Raw genomic sequence first — 24859 nt, 5'->3', positions numbered from 1 at the left:
GGACCCACCCCGGCCCCGCAGCCTCGCGAGCCCCCTTAGCCGCAAGCCCGCAAGCCCTCAAGCCCCGCGAGCCCCGCGAGCCCTCAGAGGCTCCGCCGGGGTACGACCCCGCCCGCCACCGCCCGCTGCTTCGGTGCCGCTGTCCCCGTCCAGCAACTGCCGCGCCTGGCCAGCAGTCTGCGCAGCCACAGCTCCGTGGAGACCAGGTCGGCCAGCCCGTCGAGCGGCAGCCGCTCCCCCTCCGCCGCCGCACGCAGCGCCTTGCGGACCACCCGGGCCTCGATCAGGCCGGCGTCCGCGAGCAGCGGGGCGTCGAACAGGGCGATCAGCGAGGGGAGCGAGGCACGCAGCCCACGGTGGAACGTGGCCTTCGCGGTGGTGTGGGACGGGGCACCCCAGCCGTCCGGCAGATCGTGGATGCCCGCGCCCGCCAGCACCGTACGGAGGATCTCGGCCCGCGCGCCGGGCTGGACCCGCAGCGATTCGGGGAGCAGCCGGGCCGCCCGTACCACCTGGTTGTCGAGGAACGGCGCGTGCAGCCGCTGGCTCCGTACCTCCGCCGCCTGTTCGAAGATCCGGTGGTCCGCCGCGTACCGGGCGAGCGCCGCGCGGGCGCGGGCCTCGCCGGGGCGCTGCACCGAGGTGGGCCGCAGCGCCGACTCCTGGAGGCGTACGGAGACTTCGGCGAGCGCCTCACCGGTCAGCCAGCGGGCCGCGGGCCCCGGCCGTGACCAGGTGAGGGCGGCCAGCGAGGCGTCCAGCGTCGAACCCTCGGCGGCGTACGGGACATCGCGGTCGCGCAGCCGGACGGCCGCCTCCTCGATGCCCGCGCGGTACGGGGTGCGGGCCAGTCTGCGCGCGGCGCGGTAGACGGTGAAGGGGATGAGGACGGAGCCGTCCGCCTTGGCCAACGCGGCAACAGGTTTGACCAGATGACGTCTGCGGCGGTCCATCAGCAGGTCGGCCAGGCGCGCGGGGTGCGCGTCGAGCACCTGCCGTGCGCCGTCGCCCACCAGGTGGTCCGCGCTGCCCGCGGTGAGCCGCAGGCGGTGGCGCTCCGATGTGATGAGCGAAGGGCCCGGCTCATCGGTCAGCGGGCCCGACTCCAGATCGGCGTACGGCAGGGCCTCTTCGCCGCCCGCGACGACCACGTGGTGCAGTCTCGGGTTGGCCGCGATGGCGCCCGCCCGTTCCAGTTCGGGCCCGTGGCCCCGCGCGGAGAGGTCGTTGAAGGTGACGGCGAGGAGGCGCTCGCCCGCGCCCGTGCCGTGGCCGAGGATCGTGCCCGGCACTCCGGGCAGCCCGGCCGCGAGGAGCGTGAGGGTGGCGGATGCGCTGCCGCCGGAGAGGTCGGCGCCGATACCGGCGGCGGGCGCCGGGGCCCCGCGGGCGGCGCGCCGTTCGGCCGGGCCCATCCCCGGGACCGGTCCTGGATCGGGCGGCAGCGTCTCGGGGGCGTGGCGCGGGGCGGTGAGCCGGGCGCGTACGGCTTCGACGAGCGCGTCCCGTACGCCGTCCACGGCCCGGTCCGGGTCCACCTGGGCGGCGGCCACGGCGAGCGAGGCCACCTGTTCGTACCCGGTGATCTCCCGGGAGCCGTCGCGCAGGATGAGGGCGTGGCCCGGCGGGATGCGCCGCACCCCGGCGTAGGGCGTCGAGTCGCGCAGCGCCTCGGGCACGTCGGGGCAGGCGAGGAGCGCGGCCAAGTGGCCGATGTCCAGCTGGGCTTCGACCAGGTCGGCGAGGGGGAGGGCCGCGGTGGCGTACGCGGTGCCGTTGGCCCAGGGGGTGTGGAAGACGGGCCGCGCACCGGCCAGGTCGCCGATGACGGTGACTCGGCGCCCGGACTGCACGACGACCGTGTAACTGCCCGCCCAGGCGGTGAGATGGCGCAGCGCGCCGCCGCGCGCGGCGAACAGGCCGACCCGCAGTTCCTCGTCCGTCGCGGCGCAACAGCCCAGTACCGCAAGGCGGGTGAAGGGGTCGACCGAGATGACCCGCACCTCGTCCGGCCGCCAGTCACCGACCGCCCAGAGGGGGTCGGGATCGCCCCACAGCAGCTGCGAGCCCACGGGGTGGACCGTGCGCCCCTCGTCCGGGCCGCCCACCGAACCGGCCGTGCCGAAGCTCGCGGCAGTACTGCTCCACCCCACCAACCACCGCATCGCCGCCTCCACAGGCTGTGGACAACTGAACGCCGAGGGCGTTCAGGACCATGCTGCCATGACAACGGCGTACCGGAGGGGGTACGGAAGCGCGCACCCAGATGCGAATGCGCCCCCGGCAAAGGCCAATCGGTCTTGCCCAACGAGGGTCGTGATCCGGCCATTCTGGCGGAGTGGCATCTGTGCAGGACCCGTGACCGAAAGGCCGTACAGCGCTTCGGCCCGGGAGACGCCACACGCCTCCCGGACCGGCCGGCCGCCCGCGGGGATTGAGGCGGCCGTATCCCCCAGCCCACTGGATCCTGTGCAGTGGGCCGACCCACGCACTCCACATGGAAGACCTCGCCGAACGGCCGGGCCAGAGCGCACGGCCGGGCGCACGGCCACACACCGGGAGCACGGGCCGCGATTGAGAGCGCTCCGTGCGGGCAACAATCCCGCCATCCGGAACATCACCCCTTAACGGTAGGGATGCGGCGAACTACGCTGGGTTTACGAATGCCGTGCACGGCTTCTCGGACAAGAGGAGTTGCCGCGACACGGCGGCCGTCTGTGTGTCGAGGGGTGGCGCATGTCCAGGGAGCTACGCGGGCCGAACGACAAACTCGGCACCGTTCTCGCCGTCGCGGGAATCAGCAACGCCGGACTGGCGCGACGGGTCAACGACCTCGGCGCCCAGCGCGGCCTGACGCTTCGGTACGACAAGACGTCCGTGGCCAGGTGGGTGTCCAAGGGCATGGTGCCCCAGGGCGCCGCGCCCCATCTGATCGCGGCGGCGATCGGCGCCAAGCTGGGCCGGCCCGTACCGCTGCACGAGATAGGACTCGCGGACGCGGATCCGGCCCCCGAGGTCGGGCTCGCCTTCCACCGCGACGTCAGCTCGGCCGTGGTGTCGGCGACCGATCTGTACCGGCTGGATCTCGCTGGGCGCCGGGCCGGAAGTGGCGGGATATGGCAGTCGCTCGCGGGATCGTTCGCGGTCACGGCATATGCGACACCCGCATCACGGTGGCTGATAACACCCGCCGACTCCTCGGTGGAGCGGGGCGCCGACGAGTTGGCGGACCCGGCCGCGCTGCGCGTCGGACACAGCGATGTGACCAAACTGCGGGAGGCCGCCGAGGACGCGCGGCGCTGGGACTCCAAGTACGGCGGTGGGGACTGGCGTTCGTCGATGGTGCCCGAGTGCCTGCGGGTGGACGCGGCTCCGCTGCTCCTCGGCTCGTACTCCGACGAGGTGGGCCGCGGGCTGTTCGGCGCGACCGCCGAACTGACCAGGCTCGCCGGGTGGATGGCGTTCGACACCGGCCAGCAGGAGGCCGCCCAGCGCTACTACATCCAGGCGCTGCGGCTCGCCCGCGCCGCCGCCGATGTCCCGCTGGGGGGATACGTCCTGGCTTCGATGTCCCTCCAGGCCGTCTACCGCGGCTTCGGGGACGAGGGAGTGGACCTCGCGCAGGCGGCGGTCGAGCGCAACAGGGGCCTCGCGACGGCCCGCACGATGAGTTTCTTCCGACTGGTGGAAGCACGGGCGCACGCGCGCGCCGGTGACTCGGCGGCGGCCGGCGCGGCACTGAAGGCGGCGGAGGGCTGGCTGGAGCGCTCACGCGAAGGCGACGCCGATCCGTCCTGGCTCGGCTTCTACTCGTACGACCGCTTCGCCGCCGACGCCGCCGAGTGCTACCACGACCTCAAGGCCCCGCGTCAGGTGCGGCGCTTCACCGAGCAGGCGCTGTCGAAGCCGACCGAGGAGTTCGTCCGCTCGCACGGGCTGCGCCTTGTGGTGAGCGCGGTGGCGGAGCTGGAGTCCGGCAACCTCGACGCGGCGTGCGCCGCCGGCACCCGGGCGGTGGAGGTCGCGGGGCGGATCTCGTCGGCGCGCACCACGGAGTACGTACGGGATCTGCTGCACCGTCTTGAGCCGTACGGCGACGAGCCGAGAGTGGTGGAGTTACGCGAGCGGGCCAGACCACTTCTGGTGGCGCCCGCGTAGAACGGTCCTTCCCCCTGGTTTGAGGGCATTGTCAGTGGGCCAGTGCACTATCGGGGCAGGGAGGAGGTGCGATGTCTTTCGGGAACGGCAGCACGCGCGGCGGCACCGGCGTTCGTGGCGGCGGTGGCGTTCGTCGCGGTGGCTACAGCGGTGGCGGCCACGGCGGTGCCGGCAACAGCCGTGGTTTCGACTGCGACGTGCTGATCATCGGCGGCGGGATCGTCGGCCTGTCGACGGCGTACGCCCTGACGCGGTCCGCGCCGGGCACACGGGTCGTGGTGCTGGAGAAGGAGCAGCGCACCGCCCGCCATCAGACGGGCCGCAACAGCGGGGTCATCCACAGCGGGATCTACTACCGGCCCGGCTCCCTGAAGGCGCGGTTCGCGGTGCGCGGCGCGGCGGAGATGACCGAGTTCTGCGCGGAGCACTCCCTGCCGTACGCGGTGACGGGCAAGCTGATCGTCGCGACGGAGCGGGACGAGCTGCCCCGGCTGCACGCCCTGGCCCAGCGCGGCCGGGAGAACGGGATTCCGGTGCGGGAGCTGGGCCCCGCCCAGATCACCGAGGACGAGCCGGAGGTACGGGGACTGGCCGCGATCCGGGTCGCCACCACCGGGATCGCCGACTACGGCGCGGTGGCCGCGCGCCTCGCGGAGCTCTCGGAGTCGGCGGGGGCCGAGGTCCGGTGCGGGTCCGAGGCCGTCCGGATAGCGCGGCGCCCGGAAGGCGTCGCGGTCGCCACGTCCGACGGAGCGGTGATCCGGGCCCGGGCCCTGGTCAACTGCGCGGGGCTGCACTGCGACCGGATCGCACGGCTCGCGGGCGACGACCCGGGAATGCGGATCGTGCCCTTCCGGGGGGAGTACTACACCCTGACCCGCCCCGGCCTGGTGCGCGGCCTCGTCTATCCCGTGCCGGACCCGGCCTTCCCCTTCCTCGGTGTCCATCTGACCCGTGGCACCGACGGCACGGTCCACGTCGGGCCGAACGCGGTACCGGCGCTGGCCCGCGAGGGGTACGACTGGGGCACCGTGCGCCCCGCCGAGCTGGGTACGACGCTGGCCTGGCCCGGCGCGTGGCGGATAGCGGGCCGCCACTGGCGGTACGGGGCGGGCGAGCTGCACCGCTCGCTGTCGAAGCGCGCCTTCACCGAGGCGGTACGCCGGCTGCTGCCCGCCGTCGATGAGGCGGATCTGCGCCGGGCGCCCGCCGGGGTGCGGGCCCAGGCGGTGCTCAGGGACGGCACGCTGGTCGACGACTTCCTGATCCGGGAGGCACCGCGCACGGTCCATGTACTGAACGCCCCCTCACCGGCCGCGACGGCAGCCCTGCCGATCGGCCGCGAGATCGCCCGCAGGGCGCTGGCCTCGGTGGGCGTACGGGCCTGAGGACCGTTGAAGGCCGGGACCGTAGAATCGGGGGCACTGTGTCCGATCTCCTGAACCCCTCACCCGAGCCCTCGCCGCCCCACCGCGCCAAGGGCGAGCCGCGCTTCCCCGGCGGGCCCGCGGCCGACCCCGCGGGCTCCCACCACGAGCGCCGGATCCGCAGCTTCCAGCCGCGCCGCAGCCGCGTCACGACCGGGCAGGCCGACGCTCTGGAACGGCTGTGGCCGCGCTGGGGCCTGGACATCGACGGACAGCGGGTCCTCGATCTGCCCAGCCTGTTCGACGGGCTCCCCGTCGTCCTGGAGATCGGCTTCGGCATGGGCGAGGCCACCGCGCAGATGGCCGCGGCCGACCCGTCGACCGGGATCCTCGCATCCGATGTGCACACCCCAGGCCAGGGAAACCTGCTGCGTCTCGCGGAGCGGAACGGGCTGTCCAACATCCGGGTGGCCAACGGCGACGCGATCATCCTGCTCCGCGAGATGCTGAAGCCGGATTCGCTCGCCGGACTGCGGGTGTACTTCCCCGACCCGTGGCCCAAGAGCCGCCACCACAAGAGGCGGCTGATCCAGCCCGAGTTCCTCGACCTGGCCGCGGCCCGGCTCGCGCCGGACGCCGTCCTGCACTGCGCGACCGACTGGGTCCCGTACGCCGAGCAGATGCTGGAAGTGCTCACCGCGCACCCCTGCTTCGAGAACACCACGCCGGACGGCGGCTACGCACCGAGGCCCGGTTTCCGGCCGCTGACCAGGTTCGAGGGCCAGGGACTCGACAAGGGGCACGCGGTCCACGACCTGCTGTTCCGCCGCAACGACCGCCCGAGCGGCCACAGCACCGACTAGGGCCTGTCCGCCGGGCCCAGCACGGAATCCCGGTACGGCGTCGCGGTTGTCAGTGCCGCTCGTTAGGCTCAATCGGGTGTACGAGTCGAGCGTGCCGCCCGGGGCGGCCCATCCGGTGGTCCCGGTGTACGAGGAGCAGCCGCGCTTCGACGCCGTTCCACCGCGTGCACACTGGCGCTATGCCCCCCGCAGGGACTTCTGGCGGAGCAAGGCGCTGCGCGCCACAGCGGTGATCATCGTTCTCGCCATCTGCGGCCTGCTGATCCTCTCGCTGGTCCGCGAACAGACCGGGACCGAGGGCTTCCTCGTCGGCATAGGTCTGGCCGTGCTCCCGGTGCCGCTGCTCATGGCGGCCTTCCGCTGGCTGGACCGGGTCGATCCGGGGCCCTGGCGCAACCTGATCTTCGCCTTCGCCTGGGGGGCGTGCGCCGCCGCGCTCGTCGCGATCATCGCCAACTCCTTCGCCACGCACTGGATAGCGACCGCCACAGCGGATCCGAAGAGCGCGGACACCCTCGGGGCGAGAGTGGTGGCGCCGATCGTCGAGGAGAGCGCGAAGGCCACGGCGATCCTGCTGATCTTCCTCTTCCGCAGACGCCACTTCACCGGGATCGTGGACGGTGTGGTCTTCGCGGGCTTTACCGCGACCGGCTTCGCCTTCACCGAGAACATCCTGTATCTCGGCAGCGCCTTCGGCGAGGACAAGTCGCTGGGGTTCTCGGGCGTTCCGTCCGTGACGGCGGCGACCTTCTTCGTCCGGGTCGTCCTCTCGCCCTTCGCCCACCCGCTGTTCACCGTGCTGACCGGCATCGGCTTCGGCATCGCGGCGCTGGCCGCCGAGCACCAGCGGCTGCGCCGGACCGCACCGCCGCTGCTCGGCCTCCTCTGCGCCATGGGCATGCACGCCCTGTGGAACAGCTCGTCGGCCTTCGGCACCTACGGCTTCTATCTGGTCTACGGCGCTTTCATGCTCCCGCTCTTCGGGACGATCACCTGGCTGGCGATCTGGACCCGCCAGCGGGAGCTGCGCACGATATCGGCCGAGCTGCCCGCGTACGCGGCGGCGGGCTGGCTGGCCCCGGCGGAGCCGCTCGCGCTCTCGTCGATGCGGGCGCGCGCCATGGCGCGCAGCTTCGCGGCACGTACGTTCGGCGGAGGGTTCGGCGCGACCAGCCCGTACCTGGGCCCCCACCCGGCCCCGCACGGCCCGGGCCCGTACCCCTCCGATCCGTACGGCCGGAGCCCGTACCACCGGCCGCCCGCACACGCCGACGCGAAGTCACGGGCCAGGGCCGCGTCCCGCGCGGTCTCCGAGTACGAGGCCTTCGCGACGACCCTCGCCTTTCTGCGGCACCGGGCCCACCGGGGCGTGCCCGCCCCGGACTTCGAGGCGCGCGAGCAGGAACTGCTGCACCACCTCTGGCAGCGCAAGGAGATCGCAGGACCCGCGCTGCTCTACGCGGCGGAGGCGACCGGGCGGGTACGGGTGCCACCACCGCATCTGCACTACGGCGGCTACAACCCGTACCAGCACTGACCCCGGCGGCACCACGGGCCGGATCCGGTTCCCGCCCCGATCCGGATTCCGCCCGGATCCGGTTCCTCAGGCGGAGGCCGTGGTCAGGTCCGCCACCTCGGCGTCGGTGAGCGTCAGCTCGGCCACGGCGGTCAGCGCGGGCAGCTGCCCGACCGTACGCGCCGAAGCGATCGGCGCGACGACGGTCGGCTGGGCCGCCAGCCACGCCAGGGCGACGGTCGCGACCTCGGCCCCGTGCGCCGCGGCGACCCTGTCGAGTGCGGCCAGGACCTTCGGCCCCCGCTCGGTCTCCAGGTGCTGCGCCGCACCGCCGGCCCGCACGCTGTCGACGTCCACACCGGGCCGGTACTTGCCGGTGAGGAATCCGGAGGCCAGCGCGTAGTACGGCACGGCCGCCAGACCGTGCCGGTCCGCCACGTCCTGGAGACCGCCCTCGTAGGTGTCGCGGGAGACCAGGTTGTAGTGCGGCTGGAGAGCGACGTACCGGGCGAGCCCCTCGGCCTCGGAGAACGCCATGGAGGCGTCGAGCCGTTCGGCGCTCACATTGGACGCGGCGATGGCGCGCACCTTGCCGGCCTTCACCAGATCGTCGAGAGCGGTGATGATCTCCTCGACGGGGACGGACTCGTCGTCGAGGTGCGTGTAGTAGAGGTCGATGTAGTCGGTGCGCAGCCTGCGCAGCGACTCGTCGGCGGCGGCCTTGATGTTCCCGGCCGAGAGCCCCCGGTACTGGGGGTGCATACCGACCTTCGTGGCGACCACCACGTCGGCGCGGTTGCCCCGCGCGGCCAGCCAGTTACCGATGACGGTCTCGGACTCGCCGCCCTTGTTTCCGGGCACCCACGCCGAGTACGTGTCCGCGGTGTCGATGAAGTTGCCGCCGACGGCGGTGTAGGCGTCGAGCACCTCGAAGGACTGGTCTTCGTCGGCGCTCCACCCGAAGACGTTGCCACCGAGGGAGAGCGGGAAGACCTTGAGGCCGGAAGAGCCGAGTGCGCGCAGAGAAGTCATATGCCGGTCAACCCCGCGGCGGCCCGGCACTATTCCGCTGTTTCAGCCGGGCCGGCCGTACGCGCGGGACGGACCGGGCGTACGCATGGGACGGACCCGGGTACATGCCCGCATACAGCGAACCGGCAGCCCTGACGTCGGGGGATGTGCCGTCAGGACTGCCGGGGTGCGGGGACGCCGTACATCAGCGGTACGCGCGGGGGCTGGAAGCCCGTGCGGGAGTTCAGCCGGTCACCCGCTGGGGGTTACGGGTTGAGGCCCTTGCCCTGGAGCCAGGTCATCGGGTCGATCGGGTCGCCGCCGCCCGGGCGGACCTCCAGGTGCACATGCGGTCCTGTGACGTTGCCGGTGGCTCCGACCCGGCCGATGACCTCGCCGGTGCTGACCTTCTGGCCGGCGCTGACCCCCAGCGACGACTGGTGGCAGAACCACAGCTCCGTACCGTCGTCGAGCGTGATGACCGTGCGGTAGCCGTACGCCCCGGCCCAGCCGGCCGACTTGACCGTCCCGCTGTGCACGGCCTTGATCGGGGTACCGGTCGGGGCGGCGAAGTCGAGGCCGGTGTGGTGGCCCGAAGACCACATCGAACCGCCGTCGTTGAACCGCGAGGTGAGGGTGTACGAGGAGACGGGGAGCGAGTAACTGGCCGCCAGCTTGGCGAGCCGCTCCTTCTCCGCCTTGGCCTTGGCCTCCGCCTCGGCCTTCTTCTTGGCCGCCTTCTCCTTGGCAGCCGCCTCGTCCTGCTTCTTCGCGGCCTCCGCCGACGCCTTCTCCGCAGCTGCCTTCTCGGCTGCCGCCTTGGCCTCGTCCTCGACCGCGCCCTGCTGCTGCTCGGCCTGCTGGAGAATCCGGGCACGGAGGGCTTCGCCCGCGTCCGCGCCGCTCTTGCCGTTGGCCGCAGCGGTGGTGAGCGCCGCGTCGGCGGCGCCCGTCTCCGTACCGCCGTGGTGCGACGAGCCGCCGCCGATGTCGGAGATCAGCGTCCCCACGCCGGGCAGCGACTCGGCGTCCGGCAGCTTGTCCTTGACGGACTGCGGAAGGTCGGGGAGGGAGATCGCGACCGGCGGCTTGCTCTGAGCGCTGGCCATGCCGCCCGCGCCGACGGCTGCGATCACGCCGACGCCGAGGACCGTCGAACTGCGGGCGAGTCCGCCGCGCTGCTTGGCGACACGGTGTTTACCACGGACCGAACGGAGGGAATCCTCAGTGGGGTTCCACTCGTCGAACGTGCCGTCCTCACCGCCGAAACCTGGAGCATCGTCGTTCGGGAAGTAAAGCGTTTCGGGGGCAGGGTTGTTGGACGCCACGGAGGCGCACTCCTTTCCTTCCTTACCGCCTACCGGGTTAGCTGACGGGTTCGGAGCAGGAAGGTCTCCTACGGGCAGCCCTTACGGAGAAGCCCGATTCACCCCAATTGGTGGTTCCCCGGTTCCCTTGCGGGATTCGGCGCGTGCGCGCGGTGCCGCCTCTTCGACGACTGGGACAACCGCGCTGCGTTATCGAACGTTAATAGACGCGAGGGCCGGATTCCAAGCTGTTCCGACTGATCGTTAACGGCTTTGGCCTGCACTTAACGGGGCATAGAGGGGCGCATTCGGGCGACTTGATCACTCTTCAGGAGTCGCCGCGAAACATCGAGTTCCTGATGGTGCGTCAAATGTTATGCGGAGGGGTGTCCTTCGACTACGCATCGTGTTGTTCCCGGTGGACGATCCCCACCGTCCTCCTCCGGTCCGGCTGCCCCAGGCCCGGACGGCCCACCGCGAGCAGCGCCATGTCGTCCGTGGAGCGCCCGCCCGTGTGCAGCCGCACGTCATCGGTCACCGCCGTCAGCAGTTCCTCGGGCCCCGGGAAGATCCGGCCGCGCAGCCGCTCCTGCGGCTCGTAGAAGTCCCCCTGCGCGTTCCGCGCCTCGGACAGGCCGTCGGTGTAGAGCAGCAGCGTGGCCCCCGGCGGGAACTCCGTCTCGTCCGCCCGGTCCGGCCAGGCCGCCAGATCGGCCAGCCCCAGCGGCAGAGCGGGGTCGGTCGGCCTGAGGACGTGGATGCCCCCGTCCGCGTACAGCAGCAGCGGCTCGGGGTGGCCCCGGTTGAGCAGCCGGATCCGGCCCTGGTCGCCGCGCGGGATCTCGGCGAGCGCCGCAGTGGTGAACCCCTCGAAGGCGTCAAGTCCCTCCCGCCGCACGCCTTCACGGGTCAGCGCACGTTCCAGCCGCTGTGCGACCTGCTCGATCGTCGCTTCCTGCTCGGCGGCCTCCCGGAAGGCCCCGATCACCACGGCCACCGCCTCGACGGCGCCGAGCCCCTTGCCCCGCACGTCACCCACCACCAGCCGGACCCCGTACGGGGTGTCCTGCACGGCGAAGAGATCGCCGCCGATGAAGGTGCCGGCCTGCGCCGCCTCGTACCGCGCCGCGATGTGCAGCCCGGCGATCCGCTCGGAAGGCACCGGCAGCACCGCACGCTGTGCGGTCTCCGCCACCACACGCGCCGACGCGAGCTCCTCGCCGCTGACCCGGATGACGCGGTTGATGACGAGCGCGACGACGGACAGCGTGACGACGGTGATCAGCTCCGTGACCGCCGAGGCCTTGGCCGAGGTGTCGTCGTAGCCATGCAGCCCCACGAGAGCCAGCACCGCGGTGATCCCCGTGATCAGCGTGGCCCGGTACGAGAAGAGCGGGGCGGCGATCACCGGCGCGGCGACGAAGAACGGGGCAGCCGTGAACGCGGCCGGCGTCAGCTGGTCGAAGACCACCCCGCCCACGATCAGCACGGCAGGCAGCGCCCGGACGAACCGACGCGCCCAGCCCGAGTCCTCTCGCTGCCCCACCAGTACCCTCCTGCCCGGTCCACAAAGCGGCGGACGGTACCGCGCCCCACCAGGCTGGCCGCACCCACGCCGGTGTGCGATTCGGCATCGACCAAGTGGGGGAAGGGAGAAACGGGCAGCAGCGCTGAGAAACGACTGAAGGCCCAGCACGTGATGTGCTGGGCCTTCGATCTTGAGTAGCGGGGACAGGATTTGAACCTGCGACCTCTGGGTTATGAGCCCAGCGAGCTACCGAGCTGCTCCACCCCGCGTCGGTAAACACAACTCTACGCCATGCGCGGGGGTGGTTCTGACCATTACCGCGCGTTCGGCCGCACGGAGTTGATCCCGGTGGCGCCGCACACGCGAACAGGCCCCTGCCCTGCGCATTCACGCGCAGGGCAGGGGCCTGTCGAGCGGTAGACCGTGTGGGACTCGAACCCACAACCAATGGATTAAAAGTCCACTGCTCTGCCAATTGAGCTAACGGTCCGTGCTGACGCACCCCCCGAGCATAGCGGGAGCGTGCCCAGCAGCCGATCGGGTATCCCCCGCCGGGCACGTCGGACTCCGCCGTCGGCCGGTGCGGGCCGTCGGCGGAGTCGTGGGACGGGGGTACTGCGGCTCAGGGCGTCCCGGGGCCCTGAAGTACCTGGAGGTAATTGCCGTCCGGGTCCAGCAGGGTGGAGAAGAACCAGCCGCCCCCGGTGTCCTCGACCGGCCTGATCCAGGTCACGCCGAGGGTGTTGAAGTGCTTCTCGGCCGCACGGATGTCGCGCACCATGAGGTTGACCAGTTGCCTGCCGGGTTCCGCGGCCTTGTCCGCCACGTCGTCGCGGCGGTCGAATCCGATGATCGCCTGCTGCCCGACGACGAGCATGTGGCCCTCCCAGCGGGCCCCCAGCGGCTCCAGCGCGGCGCGGTACCACTCGATGAGCGGTTCGGGGTCCGTACTGCCGAGAATGACGCCCAGTCCGTTGATGTTGCCAGGGGCTGCCATGAGGTGTGCCTCCCTCTCGTCTTCGGTCGTGCTCGCCTGTGTGCGGCGCGGCTGCGCCCACATGGTCATGACCGCCCGCGAGGTCAAAAGTCATCGGGGGCGGCGAAAGCCAACGGCCGGCACCGGACGCGGAGAAAGAGAAGCGGGCCCCTCCGCGAAGGAGGAGCCCGCTTCTCTGGTCGAGCCGGATTCGGCAGCTCACCGGTTCCGGCTCACGCCGGGCAGGTGACTCAGCCGTTGCGCTTCCAGCGCGGCTTGTCGTCGCGGCGGCCGAACGAACCGGTACCGGTGCCCGTACCGGTCGTGCGGTGGTCGTCGCGGCGGCCGGTCGGACGGTCGCTGCTGCCGGAGCGGAAGCCGCCGGTGGGGCGGTCGTCGCGGCGGTCGCGGTTGAACGGACGGTCGCTGCCGCGGTGGCCGCCGGAGGGGCGGTCGTCGCGACGCTGGAAGCCGCCGTTGCCACCACGGTCGTCGCGGCGGTCGCCACCACGGAAGCCACCGGACGGACGGTCGTTGTCACGACGCTCGCCACCGCGGAAACCGCCCGAGGGACGGTCGTCACGGCGGAAGCCGCCGCCGTTGCCACCACGGTCGTCGCGGCGGTCGCCACCACGGAAGCCACCGGACGGACGGTCGTTGTCACGACGCTCGCCGCCACGGAAACCACCACCGGCGCCACCCGACGGACGGTCGTCACGACGGAAACCGCCGTTGCCGCCACGGTCGTCACGACGCTGGAAACCACCACGGTCACCACCGCGGTCGTCACGGCGCTGGAAGCCGCCGCGGTCACCACCACGGTCGCCGCCGCGGTATCCACCACGGTCGCCGCCACGGTCGTCACGGCGCCCGAAGTTGCCGCGGTCGTCGCGGCGCTCCTCGCGCTGCTCCGCCCTCGGCTGCTCCGGTACGGCGGCCGCGATCTCGGCCTCGGCGGCCTGCAGCACCTCGGCGACAGCGGCCTCGGGGTCGTCACCGCGCTCGCGGGCGGCACGCGCCACCAGGCGGTCGGCCTCCTCGCGCAGCTCGGTCGCACGGCGCTGGATGCGCTCCAGCTCACGGGTGAGGTCCTTGGCCTCGCGCTCCGCCTGCTTGGCGGCGTTGTTCGCGGAGTCGGCCTGGACCTCGGTCAGCGAACGGGCACCGGTGATCTCGGCGACCTCGGGCTCGAAGGCCCCGGCCCCCTGGACGATGTGGCGCGTGGCGTCGACGCCCGCGTCCTCCATCAGCCGGAAGATCTGGCGGCGCTGGTGCGGCAGCGAGAGCGAGACGACCGTGCCGGACTTGCCGGCGCGGGCGGTACGGCCCGAACGGTGCAGGTAGTCCTTGTGGTCCCCGGCCGGGTCCACGTTCAGGACCAGGTCGATGCCGTCGACGTGGATACCGCGGGCGGCGACGTCGGTCGCGACGAGCGCGTTGACGTAACCGTCCTTGAAGTCGGCGAGCACACGGGTACGGGCGCCCTGGGTCATACCGCCGTGCAGCGCGTCCGCCTTGACGCCCGACTCGACGAGCTGCTCGGCGATGCGGTCGGCGCCCAGCTGGGTCCGTACGAAGATGATCGTGCGGCCCTTGCGGGCGGCGATGGCGGCCGTGACCGGCGCCTTGTCCTTCGGCTTCACGACGAGGACGTGGTGCGACATGGTCGAGACGTTGCCCTGGGCGCTGTCCACCTCGTGGCTGACCGGGTTGGTCAGGTAGCGCTTGACCAGCGTGCCGATCTCGTTCTCCATGGTGGCGGAGAAGAGCATGCGCTGGCCGCCGCCGGGGATCTGGTCGAGCAGCTCGGTGACCTCGGGCAGGAAGCCCAGGTCGGACATCTGGTCGGCCTCGTCGAGGACGGCGACCTGGACGCTGGAGAGCGAGCAGGCGCCACGGTTGATGATGTCGCGCAGCCGGCCCGGGGTGGCGACGAGGACGTCGACACCGCGCTCCAGGGCGTAGATCTGGTTGGACATCGACGTACCGCCGCAGACGACCTTCATCTTCAGGCCGAGCACGTCGCCGTACGGCTGGAGAGCGTCCGCGACCTGCATCGCGAGCTCACGGGTCGGGGTGAGGATGATGCCGCGCGGCTTCTTCTTCTCGGTGTGCCCGCCGGCGAGCGTCGACAGCAGCGGAAGACCGAAGGAGAGGGTCTTGCCGGAGCCGGTACGGCCACGGCCCAGGATGTCCTTGCCGGCCAGGGCGTCCGGGATGGTCGCTGCCTGGATCGGGAAGGGCGCGGTGACGCCGTTCTGGGCGAGCTTGCGGACGATGCCGTCGGGCAGACCGAGCGACCCGAAGGTCACGGTCGGCTCGGCGGGCTCTTCGTCGGTGACGGATTCGTCGGCGACGGACTCACCAGCGGCGGTCTCGTCGGTGGCGGTCTCGTCGGTGACTGCGGCCTCAGTGGCGGTGTCCTCGGCGGCTACGGCCTCGGTGACGGCCTCTTCGGCCTCGACCACGACAGCCTCGGCGTCGGCGACGATCTCGTCGTTCTCGGGCATGACGGCGTGGTCAGAACTGAAATTGGACATGCGAAATGCGAAACCTTCCGGAGTTTCGGCACGCGCCCATAACTCCGTGAATCGCTATTTCGACCGCCTCAATGCGGACCAGTCACGGTAAGGGAGAGAACGCGCCTCGGGGCGCTCTTCGCCTCTTGCTGATCAAGAGACACAGTGGCGCCGGGCAATGGGATCAAACGATCTACTACCATACTCACCCTTCCCCCTTTCTGGCAAACCCGGCCTGCTGCATGGGCCCCACCTGCGGCGATGCCAGCGGGATGAGCATCGCTTCGGACCGCTTGGCGGGGCCGACGGACGGGGTCGTCGTGGCCCCGGGCGGCGAGCTGCCCGGACCGGGTGTGGGGCTGGTACGCGGCGGGTCCGAAGGCTGCCCGGGCGGCGAGGCACTGCCCGCGGGCGGCGCCGGACGGCCGGACGGCCTGCCGCCCGCGGGCGGCCGCGAGTGTCCGGGCCGGGGCGACCGCCGGGCACCCGGCGCCGACGGGTCCGCCGAGGGGTCCGCGCCCGCGCCGTCCTTCCCCGCGGTCCCGGCCTTGCTCCCGCTCGCGGTCTTCCGGGCGGAATCCCCCTGCGCCGACCGTCCGTCAGGGCCCTCGTCACTCCCGTCGGCCGTGCCGCCGTGCACCCGGTCGCGCCCACCGCTGTCGGGGGCGGCGCCCGCGCCGTCCGGCCGGGCGTCCGTGCGCTGCGTCCCCTTCGTGGCGGACGGCGCGGGCCTGCCGGGGTGGTCGGTGACGCTCATACAGCCCGCCGAAGCCGCCACCGTCATCACGGCGGCGATCAACCGGGCGGGGACAGGCAACTGGCGCACGGGGCGCACCTCCGGGGGGAGCGGTCTTGCGGGAGCGGACCGGTTGGGACCGCCCTGCCCAACTCCCCGGCCCCCGGAAGGGACACGCCCGGCGTCCGGTCCGTACGCACGGTCACCTCCGCCCCCGGCAAGCCGTACCCCAGCGCGTGCGACCGCTCGCCGCTCAGCCGTACCCCGTGCGTGCCGCCGCCCGTCGCTCAGCCGTACCCCAGCGCGTGCAGCCGCTCGTCGTCGATCCCGAAGTGGTGCGCGACCTCGTGCACCACGGTGATCTCCGTCTCGGCCACCGCCGCCTCGCGCGATGAGCACATCCGCAGCGTCGGCCCCCGGTAGACGGTGATCCGGTCCGGCAGGACACCCGCGTACCACTCGCCGCGCTCCGTCAGCGGTGTCCCCTCGTAGAGACCGAGCAGCTCCGGGTCGTCGGGCCCGGGCTCGTCGTCGACGAACACCGCGACGTTGTCCATCAGCCGGGTCAGCTCCGGCGGGATGCGGTCCAGCGCCTCGGCGACCAGTTCCTCGAACTCCTCACGCGTCATCTCCAGCACCCGCCCATTGTCCCGTAGTTCCCTCGTATGCGCCGGGTCCGCATGGGACTTCCGCCGCGTGGGCATACCGCACAAATGGCCGCCGCCGACCGACTACGGCAACTCCGGGCGCTGCGCACCGTCCGGGCACTGAGCGCGCGCCGTTCCCGCATCCGGGGGCCACGCGCCGGACGGCCGCGCATGAGCGGCACCCGGACCACTGGCCGCCCCCGCTCCGCGCCGCACGAACTCTCCCTCGCCCCGCGCCCGCGCCCCTGGCTCCGGGGACCCGCCATGGTGGCCGTCGTGCTGCTCGGCGCCTGGCTGGGGCTGCTGGTCGTGGGCAATGTCCGGTCGCAGGTCGGCCCCATGGACACCACCATGACGCTGCGCCCCTCCCTCACCGGCGGCACCAAGATCAACGTCTCGCCGCTCGGCGCGCTCGAACTCGACTCGCACACGGCTCCGATCCGGCTCGACGTCGACGTGGACCGCCTGGACCCGGTCCGCTCCCGGGCCCTGGTGGAACACCCCGAGCGGATCTCCGGCCTCCAGACCGAGATCGCCCACGACGTCGAGCACAGCACCCTCGACCTGGCCGTACGCTCCTGCGCCGCCGTGGTGATCGGCGCCACCGCGCTCGGCCTGGTCGTCTACCGCAGGCCACGCCGCGCCCTGGCGGCCGGCGGTCTCGCGCTCGTACTCCTCGCGGCTTCGGGCGCCACCGCGTACGCGACCTGGAACCCCAAGTCGGTGCTTGAGCCGAAGTTCTCCGGGCTGCTCTCGTCCGCCCCGCAGGTGGTCGGCAACGCTCGCTCGATCGTCACCGACTTCAACGTCTACCAGGAGGAGTTGGCGCGACTCGTCACCAACGTGACGAAGCTGTACGACGCCACGTCGACCCTCCCCGCCTACCAGCCGGACCCCGGCACGATCCGGGTGCTGCACGTCTCCGACATCCATCTCAACCCGGCGTCGTGGCAGATCATCGGCTCGCTCGTGAAGCAGTACAAGATCGACGTGATCATCGACTCCGGCGACACGATGGACCACGGGAGCGCCGCCGAGAACGCCTTCCTCGACCCGGTGCCGGATCTCGGCGCACCGTACGTGTGGGTCCGCGGCAACCATGATTCGGCCACCACGCAGAAGTATCTGAAGCACCTCAGGAACGTGCATGTGCTCGACAACGGCAGTGCCGTGACGGTCGGCGGCCTGCGGATCTCGGGGACCGGTGACCCGCAGTTCACCCCGGACCGCTCGGTCGTACCCGGCGGTGACGCGGCGGAGCGGCTGGCCGGAATTCGGCTCGCCTCCGCCATCGAGGACCAGAAGCGGGCCGGCACCCCCGTCGACATCGCGGTCGCGCACGAGCCGCAGGCGGCCCGCGAGACGGACGGCACGGTCCCGCTGGTGCTCGCCGGGCATGTGCACCACCGCGAGAACCTGATGCTCCCCCTCGGCACCCGGCTGAAGGTGGAGGGCTCGACGGGCGGCGGCGGGCTGCGCGCCGTACAGAACAAGCACCCGGAGAAGGTGCTCGCATCGGTGCTCTACCTGGACCGGTCGACCCGGCGGCTGCAGGCCTGGGACGAGATCACGCTGGGCGGCCTGGGCCTGACGACGGCCGAGGTCAGCAGGCATCTGCCGGCCGGCAACCTGCCCGGAGCGAAGGCCTCGCCCACGGCGCGCTAAACCGTTTTGGCGAACCGCGCCGCCATCCCATATGCTTCGGACGTCCCCGACGCGCTGCAAAGCGCCCAGGCGGGCCCTTAGCCCTCATCGTCTAGTGGCCCAGGACGCCGCCCTTTCAAGGCGGTAGCACGGGTTCGAATCCCGTTGGGGGCACGCACAACTGTGTGCGAGAATATTTCTCGCACATTGCTTGGTCCTGTGGAGCAGTTTGGAGTGCTCGCCACCCTGTCAAGGTGGAGGCCGCGGGTTCAAATCCCGTCAGGACCGCTGCAGCCTAGGCTGCGTGGCTGGGTAGCTCAGTTGGTACGAGCGATCGCCTGAAAAGCGATAGGTCGCCGGTTCGATCCCGGCCCCAGCCACCGCTTCGAGAGCCCCGACCGCGCGTCGGGGCTTTTCGCATGTCAGGCCCACTCCTGCACCTTTCAGATCCGCCGGCCGCCCAGCACCGTACGCCCGCCCGGGTGCCGGTGGCGCCAGATCCAGAAGACTGCACATGACACCAGCGACCACCCCGCGAGCACCAGGAACGGGAAGGCGTGCTGGTAACCGCGGAAGTAGACGGCGGTGTGCTGGGCGTTGACCGAGGCGCCCGGCGGCAGCCACTGCCCGATGTGGCCCAGCGTCGAAGGAAGCAGCGGCCAGGACACCGCGCCGCCCGACGACGGGTTTCCCAGCAGCACCATCAGCCCCCAGGTGGGGAGCATCGCCCAGCGGCCGATGAGGGTGTTGAACATCGTGAAGACCATGCCGGACGTGAACATCGTGAAGGCCAGGATCAGCCACGACTCCGTGAACGGCAGATCCAGCGCGCCCAGCCACCAGTCGACGACGGCCGCGATGGCGAAGCCGCCGAGCAGCGCGTTGGCGATGATGTACGCGATGCGCTCCGCCGGGTTGAGGCCGCGGGCGTGCACGGAGAGCTGGATCGCGCCGACGAAGCCGACGATCACCGCGGCCAGCGAGATGTAGAAGAGCGCGAGTCCCCGCGGGTCGCCCTTCTGGAGCGGGTTGATGTCCGTCACCCGGACGGGGACACCGGTCGCCTTCGCCACCGCGGGCGTGGACTCCACGAGCACCTGCGCGACGGAGGCGCCGGATGCCCCTGACACATCGAGCTGCACCGCGCTGCTCCGTACATGCACGATCGCGAAGACCTTCTGCTGGTCCACGGCCCGCCGCGCCTGGGCGTCGGTCGAGTACACCTGCAGCTTCAGCGAGGCGTCGAGCGCCTTCTCCATCCCGTCGATGAACCGCTGCCCGGTGGGAGACGTGTACGGGCCGACGACGGCGGTCGGCACGCGGTGCGGGGTCGGGTTCGCCATGAAGTACGTGTACGAACCGGCGAAGAGCCCGGCGGCGGCCGCCAGGATGAACAGCAGGACGGTCGCCGGCACGAAGGGCGACTTCCGGAACTCCTCCCACCGCTCGGCCCCGGTCGGATGCCTGCCGTGGGCGCCGTGGGCGCCGTGGTGTTCCGTCTCGTCGGGCATGGAACCAAGCTAAACCACACATCACGGACATACGCACCCAGATCCGGGCAGCCAAATCCGTTCGCCAGCGGGTTGCACAGGGTGAGATCCTGGTTCAGGTATGTCTACTTCCTTCGCTGATATCCAGGCCACGCTCAACGAGCTGTCGCTGCGCGACGCGCACCGGCTCGGCCGACGCCTGGAGGGCGCCCGCCGTATCCGTAAACCAGAGGCCCGGCAGGCCGCGCTGGACCAGATCGCCGCCGACGCGGAGAAGTCCGCCGCCCGCCTGGCGCGCAGGGCTGCCCGGGTGCCCACTGTCAGCTACCCCGAGCAGCTGCCGGTCAGCCGGAAGAAGGACGAGATCGCCGAGGCGATACGGGATCACCAGGTGGTGATCGTCGCCGGTGAGACCGGGTCGGGCAAGACGACCCAGATCCCGAAGATCTGCCTGGAACTGGGGCGCGGCGTCCGGGGCATGATCGGCCACACCCAGCCCCGCCGGATCGCCGCGCGCACGGTCGCCGAGCGCATCGCGGACGAGATGAGCACCCCGCTGGGCGAGGCGGTCGGCTGGAAGGTCCGCTTCACCGACCAGGTCGACCAGGAAGCCACCTTCATCAAGCTGATGACGGACGGCATCCTCCTCGCCGAGATCCAGACGGACCGCGAGCTGCGCGCGTACGACACGATCATCATCGACGAGGCGCACGAGCGGTCGCTCAACATCGACTTCCTGCTGGGGTACCTGGCCCAGCTGCTGCCGAAGCGACCTGACCTGAAGGTCGTCATCACCTCGGCCACCATCGACCCGCAGCGTTTCGCCCGGCACTTCGGCGACGCCCCGGTGGTCGAGGTCAGCGGCCGTACGTACCCGGTCGAGGTGCGCTACCGCCCGCTCCTCGAGGAGGAGGGCGACGAAGGCGACCGGGACCAGATCACCGCCATCTGCGAAGCGGTCGACGAGCTCCAGGACGAGGGCTCGGGCGATGTGCTGGTCTTCCTCTCCGGCGAGCGCGAGATCCGGGACACCGCCGACGCGCTGAACAAACGGAACCTGCGGCGCACCGAGGTGCTGCCGCTGTACGCGCGGCTTTCGCACGCCGAGCAGCACCGGGTGTTCCAGCGCCCCTCCGGCGGCGGCAGACGGGTGGTGCTCGCCACCAACGTCGCCGAGACCTCGCTGACCGTCCCCGGCATCAAGTACGTGATCGACCCGGGCACCGCCCGTATCTCCCGCTACAGCCACCGCACCAAGGTCCAGCGCCTGCCCATCGAGCGGATCTCGCAGGCCAGCGCCAACCAGCGCAAGGGCCGCTGCGGCCGTACGTCGGACGGCATCTGCATCCGGCTGTACGCCGAGGACGACTTCCTCACCCGCCCGGAGTTCACCGACCCCGAGATCCTCCGTACGAACCTGGCGTCCGTCATCCTCCAGATGACCGCGGCCGGCCTCGGCGACATCGAGAAGTTCCCCTTCATCGACCCGCCGGACCACCGCAATATCCGCGACGGCGTCCAGCTGCTCCAGGAACTCGGCGCGCTGGACCCCAAGGAGAAGGACCCCAAGCGGCGGCTCACCCAGGAAGGGCGCAAGCTCAGCCAGCTGCCCGTCGACCCGCGGCTGGCCCGGATGGTCCTGGAGGCCGACCGGAACGGCTGTGTGAGCGAGGTGATGGTCATCGCCGCCGCGCTCTCCATCCAGGACCCGCGCGAGCGCCCTGCGGAGAAGCAGACGCAGGCCGACCAGCAGCACGCCCGCTTCAAGGACGAGACCTCCGACTTCCTGGCCTTCCTCAACCTCTGGCGCTACGTACGCGACCAGCAGAAGGAGCGCGGCTCCTCCAGCTTCCGCCGGATGTGCAAGCAGGAGTATCTGAACTTCCTGCGGATCCGCGAGTGGCAGGACATCTACGCACAGCTGCGCTCGGTCGCCAGGACCATGGGCATCCGGCTGAACGAGGAGGACGCGCCCGAACAGGCGGTGCACACCTCGCTCCTCGCCGGGCTGCTCTCGCACATCGGGCTCAAGGACACGGAGAAGAACGAGTATCTGGGCGCCCGCAACGCGAAGTTCGCGATCTTCCCCGGCTCGGCGCTCTTCAAGAAGCAGCCGCGCTTCATCATGTCCGCCGAGCTGGTGGAGACCTCACGGCTGTGGGCCAGGGTCAATGCCAAGGTCGAGCCGGAGTGGATCGAACCGCTCGCCCAGCACCTGGTGAAGCGCACCTACAGCGAACCGCACTGGGAGAAGGACCAGGCGGCGGTGATGGCGTACGAGCGGGTCACGCTGTACGGCGTCCCGATCGTCGCCCAGCGCAAGATCAATTACGGCCGGATCGACCCGGAGACCAGCCGGGAGCTTTTCATTCGCAACGCACTGGTCGAGGGCGACTGGCGCACGCACCACAAGTTCTTCGCCGCCAACCGCAAGCTCCTGGCCGAGGTCGAGGAGCTGGAACACCGCGCGCGGCGCCGCGACATCCTGGTGGACGACGAGACGCTCTTCGACTTCTACGACGGGCGGATCCCCGAACACGTCGTATCCGGCGCCCACTTCGACTCCTGGTGGAAGCACAAGCAGCGGGACGAGCCCGAGGCGCTCGACTTCGAGCGCTCGATGCTGATCACCGAGAAGGCCGGGGCCGTCACCAAGGACGACTACCCGGACTCCTGGCGGCAGGGAAAGCTCAAGTTCCGGGTGACGTACCAGTTCGAGCCGGGCGCGGACGCGGACGGCGTCACGGTCCACATCCCGCTCCAGGTGCTCAACCAGGTCACGCCCGAGGGCTTCGACTGGCAGATCCCGGGGCTGCGCGAGGAAGTGGTCACCGAGCTGATCCGCTCGCTGCCCAAGCCGATCCGCCGCCACTACGTGCCCGCGCCGAACTACGCGGGGGCCTTCCTGGACCGCGCGGTGCCCCTCCAGGAGCCGCTGCCGCTGACGCTCGCCCGGGAGCTCCAGCGCATGGTCGGCGTCCCGGTCACCGCCGAGGACTTCGATCTCTCCCGGGTGCCGGACCACCTCAAGATCACCTTCCGGATCGTGGACGAGCGGCGCCGCAACGTGGCCGAGGACAAGGACCTGGAAGCGCTCAAGCTCCGGCTGCGCCCCAGGGCCCGCCAGGCGATCTCGAAGGCGGCAGCGGCGACGGCGGGCCCGGCCGGCGAGTCGGTCGAGCGGACCGGGCTCACCGACTGGACGGTCGGTACGCTCTCCCGGGTCTTCGAGACCAGGCGGGCCGGCCAGCCGGTCCGCGCCTTCCCGGCGCTGGTCGACGCGGGCGACAGCGTGTCCGTACGGCTCTTCGACACCCAGGCCGAGCAGCAGCAGGCGATGTGGCGGGGCACCCGCAGGCTCATCCTGCTCAACATTCCCGTGAACCCGGCCAAGTTCGCGTCCGACCGGCTCAGCAACCAGGCGAAACTGGCCCTGTCCCGCAATCCGCACGGCTCGGTTCAGGCGCTCTTCGAGGACTGCGCCATGGCGGCGGCGGACCAGCTGATCGCCGACCACGGCGGGCCCGCCTGGGACGAGGAGTCGTACCGCAAGCTGTACGAGAAGGTGCGCGCGGACCTCGTCGAGACGACCATCAGGACGGTCGACCAGGTCCAGCAGATCCTGGCGGCCTGGCAGGCGGCCGAGCGCCGGCTGAAGGCCACCACCAGCCTGGTGCTCGTCGCCAACCTGGCGGATGTGCGGACCCAGTTGGCGACGCTCATCAAACCGGGCTTCGTCACCGCCACCGGGCTGCGCCGGCTGCCGGACCTGATGCGCTACCTGGTCGCGGCCGACCGCCGCCTCCAGCAGATGCCGACGGCCGTCCAGCGCGACACCACGCGGATGGCGAAGGTCCACGAGATGCAGGACGAGTACGCGTGGCTGCTGGAGCAGCTGCCGCAGGGGCGGCCGGTGCCCAAGGAGGCGCTCGACATCCGCTGGATGATCGAGGAGCTGCGGGTGAGCTACTTCGCGCACGCCCTCGGCACGGCTCAGACGGTCTCGGACAAGCGCATCGTGAAGGCGATCGACGCGGTGGTCGCCGGGGTCCGCTGAGCCGCCCGCAGCGGGCCCCCGGCACCGTCCCCAGCGCCGCCCGCAGCCAGTTCGACCGGGGGCCCCGACCTCCTGTACAGTCTGTCTCGCAGCCAAGCGGAAGCGACACCGTACGAGTTTCTCGTACAGCGGGGCTGCGAAACCTGGTCCTGTGGAGCAGTTTGGAGTGCTCGCCACCCTGTCAAGGTGGAGGCCGCGGGTTCAAATCCCGTCAGGACCGCAGTAGAACAACACAGCAGAAAGGCCCGCATCCTCACCGGATGCGGGCCTTTCTGCTGTTCGGGTTCCTCTGTCGCCCGCGCACGCGTCTTGACGGCGCGTCCCGCACGCGGGTACTCAGACAGCAGGGGTTCGCAGGGTGGCCGGGGCTCGCGGGGGCGGCCGGGGTTCACCGGGCGGCGGGGCCCGGGCGGCGGCAGGAGGTCGGCGTATGGCGACGGCGACACGGCACGAGACGCGGGCGCTGCTGCGCGCCCATCTGGCGGCCGCTGTGGGCTACCGCCACCTCACCCGGCACTGCGCGGTCTGCCACCGGCTGCTGCGGCTCGCCATGGAGCCGTCCACCGCCGACGAGAACGACGAGGACCGCTCACCGGCGCGCCGGTGAACCATGGGGCCCGCCGGGTCTTTCCGTGACAGGCTCACGTTTGGCAAGTGCTCTGCCATGTGACGGGTGTCACGCAAAGAGTTTTGAAAAGTAGTGAACTTAACCCCTCCCTACAACCACCCAATTTAATATGTGCAATTGCACGGCTGTGCGAGACGTAACCGGCGGCACACGCTGAGCCTCCGGCACGGCACCGACAACGGGACGACAGGGCGGAATCGGGCACTCCCCAACAGGCCCTGAGAGCCCGGCAGACGGCCCCGTACGAGCACCCGGCGGGCGGCCGGCGGGCGGGACAGCGCGGCCCATCACGGCGCCGGGTGGGGCAGGACACAAAAAAGATCGCGCTGGACCCGGCGGAGTCCAGCGCGATCAAAAACGGAAGTCCGTTGGGGCGGACTGCCGTCAAGTGGAGCTATAACGGGCCGAATCG

At 71.2% G+C, this 24859-nt stretch carries 16 protein-coding genes, 6 tRNA genes and 1 riboswitch; of the genes, 11 read left to right on the top strand and 11 right to left on the bottom strand.

The genetic code is table 11. The features are described from left to right. Positions 1–83 precede the first annotated feature (83 nt). The gene (locus OG210_RS15480) at positions 84–2165 is read right to left on the bottom strand and encodes an asparagine synthase-related protein (RefSeq protein ID WP_328328611.1); all 2082 of its coding nucleotides are present in this window, start codon (positions 2163–2165) and stop codon (positions 84–86) included. Between the two features lie 571 nt (positions 2166–2736). On the opposite strand from OG210_RS15480, the gene OG210_RS15475 reads away from it, so the two are divergent. The 4 genes from OG210_RS15475 to OG210_RS15460 all read left to right on the top strand — a co-directional run bounded on the left by OG210_RS15475 (position 2737) and on the right by OG210_RS15460 (position 7925). After that, on the top strand, positions 2737–4158 hold the full coding sequence (locus OG210_RS15475; protein ID WP_328328613.1) for an MFS transporter: 1422 nt from the start codon (positions 2737–2739) through the stop codon (positions 4156–4158). Between the two features lie 71 nt (positions 4159–4229). Next, positions 4230–5546, top strand: coding sequence for an L-2-hydroxyglutarate oxidase (gene lhgO, locus OG210_RS15470; protein WP_328328615.1), 1317 nt, complete (start codon positions 4230–4232; stop codon positions 5544–5546). A gap of 38 nt (positions 5547–5584) precedes the next feature. After that, positions 5585–6388, top strand: coding sequence for a tRNA (guanosine(46)-N7)-methyltransferase TrmB (gene trmB, locus OG210_RS15465; protein ID WP_328328617.1), 804 nt, complete (start codon positions 5585–5587; stop codon positions 6386–6388). A 76-nt stretch (positions 6389–6464) separates the two neighbouring features. Then, positions 6465–7925 (top strand): PrsW family intramembrane metalloprotease, encoded by a 1461-nt coding sequence (locus OG210_RS15460; protein WP_371537049.1) that lies wholly within the window; start codon positions 6465–6467, stop codon positions 7923–7925. Between the two features lie 66 nt (positions 7926–7991). Here OG210_RS15460 and OG210_RS15455 read toward each other — a convergent pair whose 3' ends face one another. The 9 genes from OG210_RS15455 to OG210_RS15415 form a co-directional block, all read right to left on the bottom strand. Continuing rightward, positions 7992–8936 carry an aldo/keto reductase gene (locus tag OG210_RS15455; RefSeq protein WP_328328619.1) on the bottom strand — a complete coding sequence of 315 codons (945 nt, stop codon included), beginning with the start codon at positions 8934–8936 and terminating at the stop codon, positions 7992–7994. Positions 8937–9181: 245 nt separating this feature from the next. Continuing rightward, positions 9182–10243 carry a M23 family metallopeptidase gene (locus OG210_RS15450; protein ID WP_328328621.1) on the bottom strand — a complete coding sequence of 354 codons (1062 nt, stop codon included), beginning with the start codon at positions 10241–10243 and terminating at the stop codon, positions 9182–9184. A gap of 11 nt (positions 10244–10254) precedes the next feature. Continuing rightward, a riboswitch (cyclic di-AMP (ydaO/yuaA leader) is annotated at positions 10255–10395 on the bottom strand. A 224-nt stretch (positions 10396–10619) separates the two neighbouring features. Then, complete coding sequence (locus tag OG210_RS15445; RefSeq protein WP_328328623.1) at positions 10620–11768, bottom strand: PP2C family protein-serine/threonine phosphatase; 1149 nt, start codon at positions 11766–11768, stop codon at positions 10620–10622. Between the two features lie 177 nt (positions 11769–11945). After that, a tRNA-Met gene (locus OG210_RS15440) sits at positions 11946–12019 on the bottom strand. Positions 12020–12167: 148 nt separating this feature from the next. Then, positions 12168–12240, bottom strand: a tRNA-Lys gene (locus OG210_RS15435). Positions 12241–12372: 132 nt separating this feature from the next. Further along, complete coding sequence (locus OG210_RS15430) at positions 12373–12747, bottom strand: VOC family protein (protein WP_328328625.1); 375 nt, start codon at positions 12745–12747, stop codon at positions 12373–12375. Positions 12748–12977: 230 nt separating this feature from the next. After that, the gene (locus OG210_RS15425) at positions 12978–15266 is read right to left on the bottom strand and encodes a DEAD/DEAH box helicase (protein ID WP_328328627.1); all 2289 of its coding nucleotides are present in this window, start codon (positions 15264–15266) and stop codon (positions 12978–12980) included. 184 nt (positions 15267–15450) lie between these two features. After that, complete coding sequence (locus OG210_RS15420; RefSeq protein WP_328328629.1) at positions 15451–16071, bottom strand: hypothetical protein; 621 nt, start codon at positions 16069–16071, stop codon at positions 15451–15453. A gap of 197 nt (positions 16072–16268) precedes the next feature. After that, the gene (locus OG210_RS15415; protein ID WP_328328631.1) at positions 16269–16619 is read right to left on the bottom strand and encodes a metallopeptidase family protein; all 351 of its coding nucleotides are present in this window, start codon (positions 16617–16619) and stop codon (positions 16269–16271) included. 180 nt (positions 16620–16799) lie between these two features. Between OG210_RS15415 and OG210_RS15410 the strand changes: the two genes are divergently transcribed. The 4 genes from OG210_RS15410 (at position 16800) to OG210_RS15395 (ending at position 18652) form a co-directional block, all read left to right on the top strand. Continuing rightward, positions 16800–18293 (top strand): metallophosphoesterase, encoded by a 1494-nt coding sequence (locus OG210_RS15410; RefSeq protein ID WP_328328634.1) that lies wholly within the window; start codon positions 16800–16802, stop codon positions 18291–18293. An 80-nt stretch (positions 18294–18373) separates the two neighbouring features. Continuing rightward, positions 18374–18446 (top strand) — tRNA-Glu (locus OG210_RS15405). A 39-nt stretch (positions 18447–18485) separates the two neighbouring features. Continuing rightward, positions 18486–18560: transfer RNA gene (locus OG210_RS15400), tRNA-Asp, on the top strand. An 18-nt stretch (positions 18561–18578) separates the two neighbouring features. Further along, positions 18579–18652: transfer RNA gene (locus OG210_RS15395), tRNA-Phe, on the top strand. A gap of 63 nt (positions 18653–18715) precedes the next feature. Here the strand turns inward: OG210_RS15395 and OG210_RS15390 are convergent. Then, positions 18716–19783, bottom strand: coding sequence for an ABC transporter permease (locus OG210_RS15390; protein WP_371537042.1), 1068 nt, complete (start codon positions 19781–19783; stop codon positions 18716–18718). Positions 19784–19883: 100 nt separating this feature from the next. Between OG210_RS15390 and hrpA the strand changes: the two genes are divergently transcribed. From hrpA to OG210_RS15375, 3 genes are all read left to right on the top strand, one after another. Next, a complete protein-coding gene (hrpA, locus tag OG210_RS15385) occupies positions 19884–23819 on the top strand; it encodes an ATP-dependent RNA helicase HrpA (RefSeq protein WP_328328638.1) in 3936 nt (1311 codons plus the stop codon). 145 nt (positions 23820–23964) lie between these two features. After that, a tRNA-Asp gene (locus OG210_RS15380) sits at positions 23965–24039 on the top strand. Positions 24040–24249: 210 nt separating this feature from the next. After that, a complete protein-coding gene (locus OG210_RS15375; protein ID WP_328328640.1) occupies positions 24250–24426 on the top strand; it encodes a DUF6274 family protein in 177 nt (58 codons plus the stop codon). Positions 24427–24859: the final 433 nt, after the last annotated feature.

Origin of the sequence: Streptomyces sp. NBC_00466, assembly GCF_041433995.1 — a bacterium.
Classification (GTDB): Bacteria; Actinomycetota; Actinomycetes; order Streptomycetales; family Streptomycetaceae; genus Streptomyces.
The sequence above is the reverse complement of the archived record's forward strand: the minus strand, read 5'-3'. Positions and strand labels throughout refer to the sequence as shown.

Bases quoted from the DNA above. Each gene is read 5' to 3' on its own strand.
- OG210_RS15455 (WP_328328619.1), bottom strand. From the start codon at position 8,936: ATGACTTCTCTGCGCGCACTCGGCTCTTCCGGCCTCAAGGTCTTCCCG.
- OG210_RS15410 (WP_328328634.1), top strand. From the start codon at position 16,800: ATGAGCGGCACCCGGACCACTGGCCGCCCCCGCTCCGCGCCGCACGAA.
- hrpA (WP_328328638.1), top strand. From the start codon at position 19,884: ATGTCTACTTCCTTCGCTGATATCCAGGCCACGCTCAACGAGCTGTCG.
- OG210_RS15425 (WP_328328627.1), bottom strand. From the start codon at position 15,266: ATGTCCAATTTCAGTTCTGACCACGCCGTCATGCCCGAGAACGACGAG.
- OG210_RS15375 (WP_328328640.1), top strand. From the start codon at position 24,250: ATGGCGACGGCGACACGGCACGAGACGCGGGCGCTGCTGCGCGCCCAT.
- OG210_RS15480 (WP_328328611.1), bottom strand. From the start codon at position 2,165: ATGCGGTGGTTGGTGGGGTGGAGCAGTACTGCCGCGAGCTTCGGCACG.
- lhgO (WP_328328615.1), top strand. From the start codon at position 4,230: ATGTCTTTCGGGAACGGCAGCACGCGCGGCGGCACCGGCGTTCGTGGC.
- OG210_RS15430 (WP_328328625.1), bottom strand. From the start codon at position 12,747: ATGGCAGCCCCTGGCAACATCAACGGACTGGGCGTCATTCTCGGCAGT.
- OG210_RS15475 (WP_328328613.1), top strand. From the start codon at position 2,737: ATGTCCAGGGAGCTACGCGGGCCGAACGACAAACTCGGCACCGTTCTC.
- OG210_RS15390 (WP_371537042.1), bottom strand. From the start codon at position 19,783: ATGCCCGACGAGACGGAACACCACGGCGCCCACGGCGCCCACGGCAGG.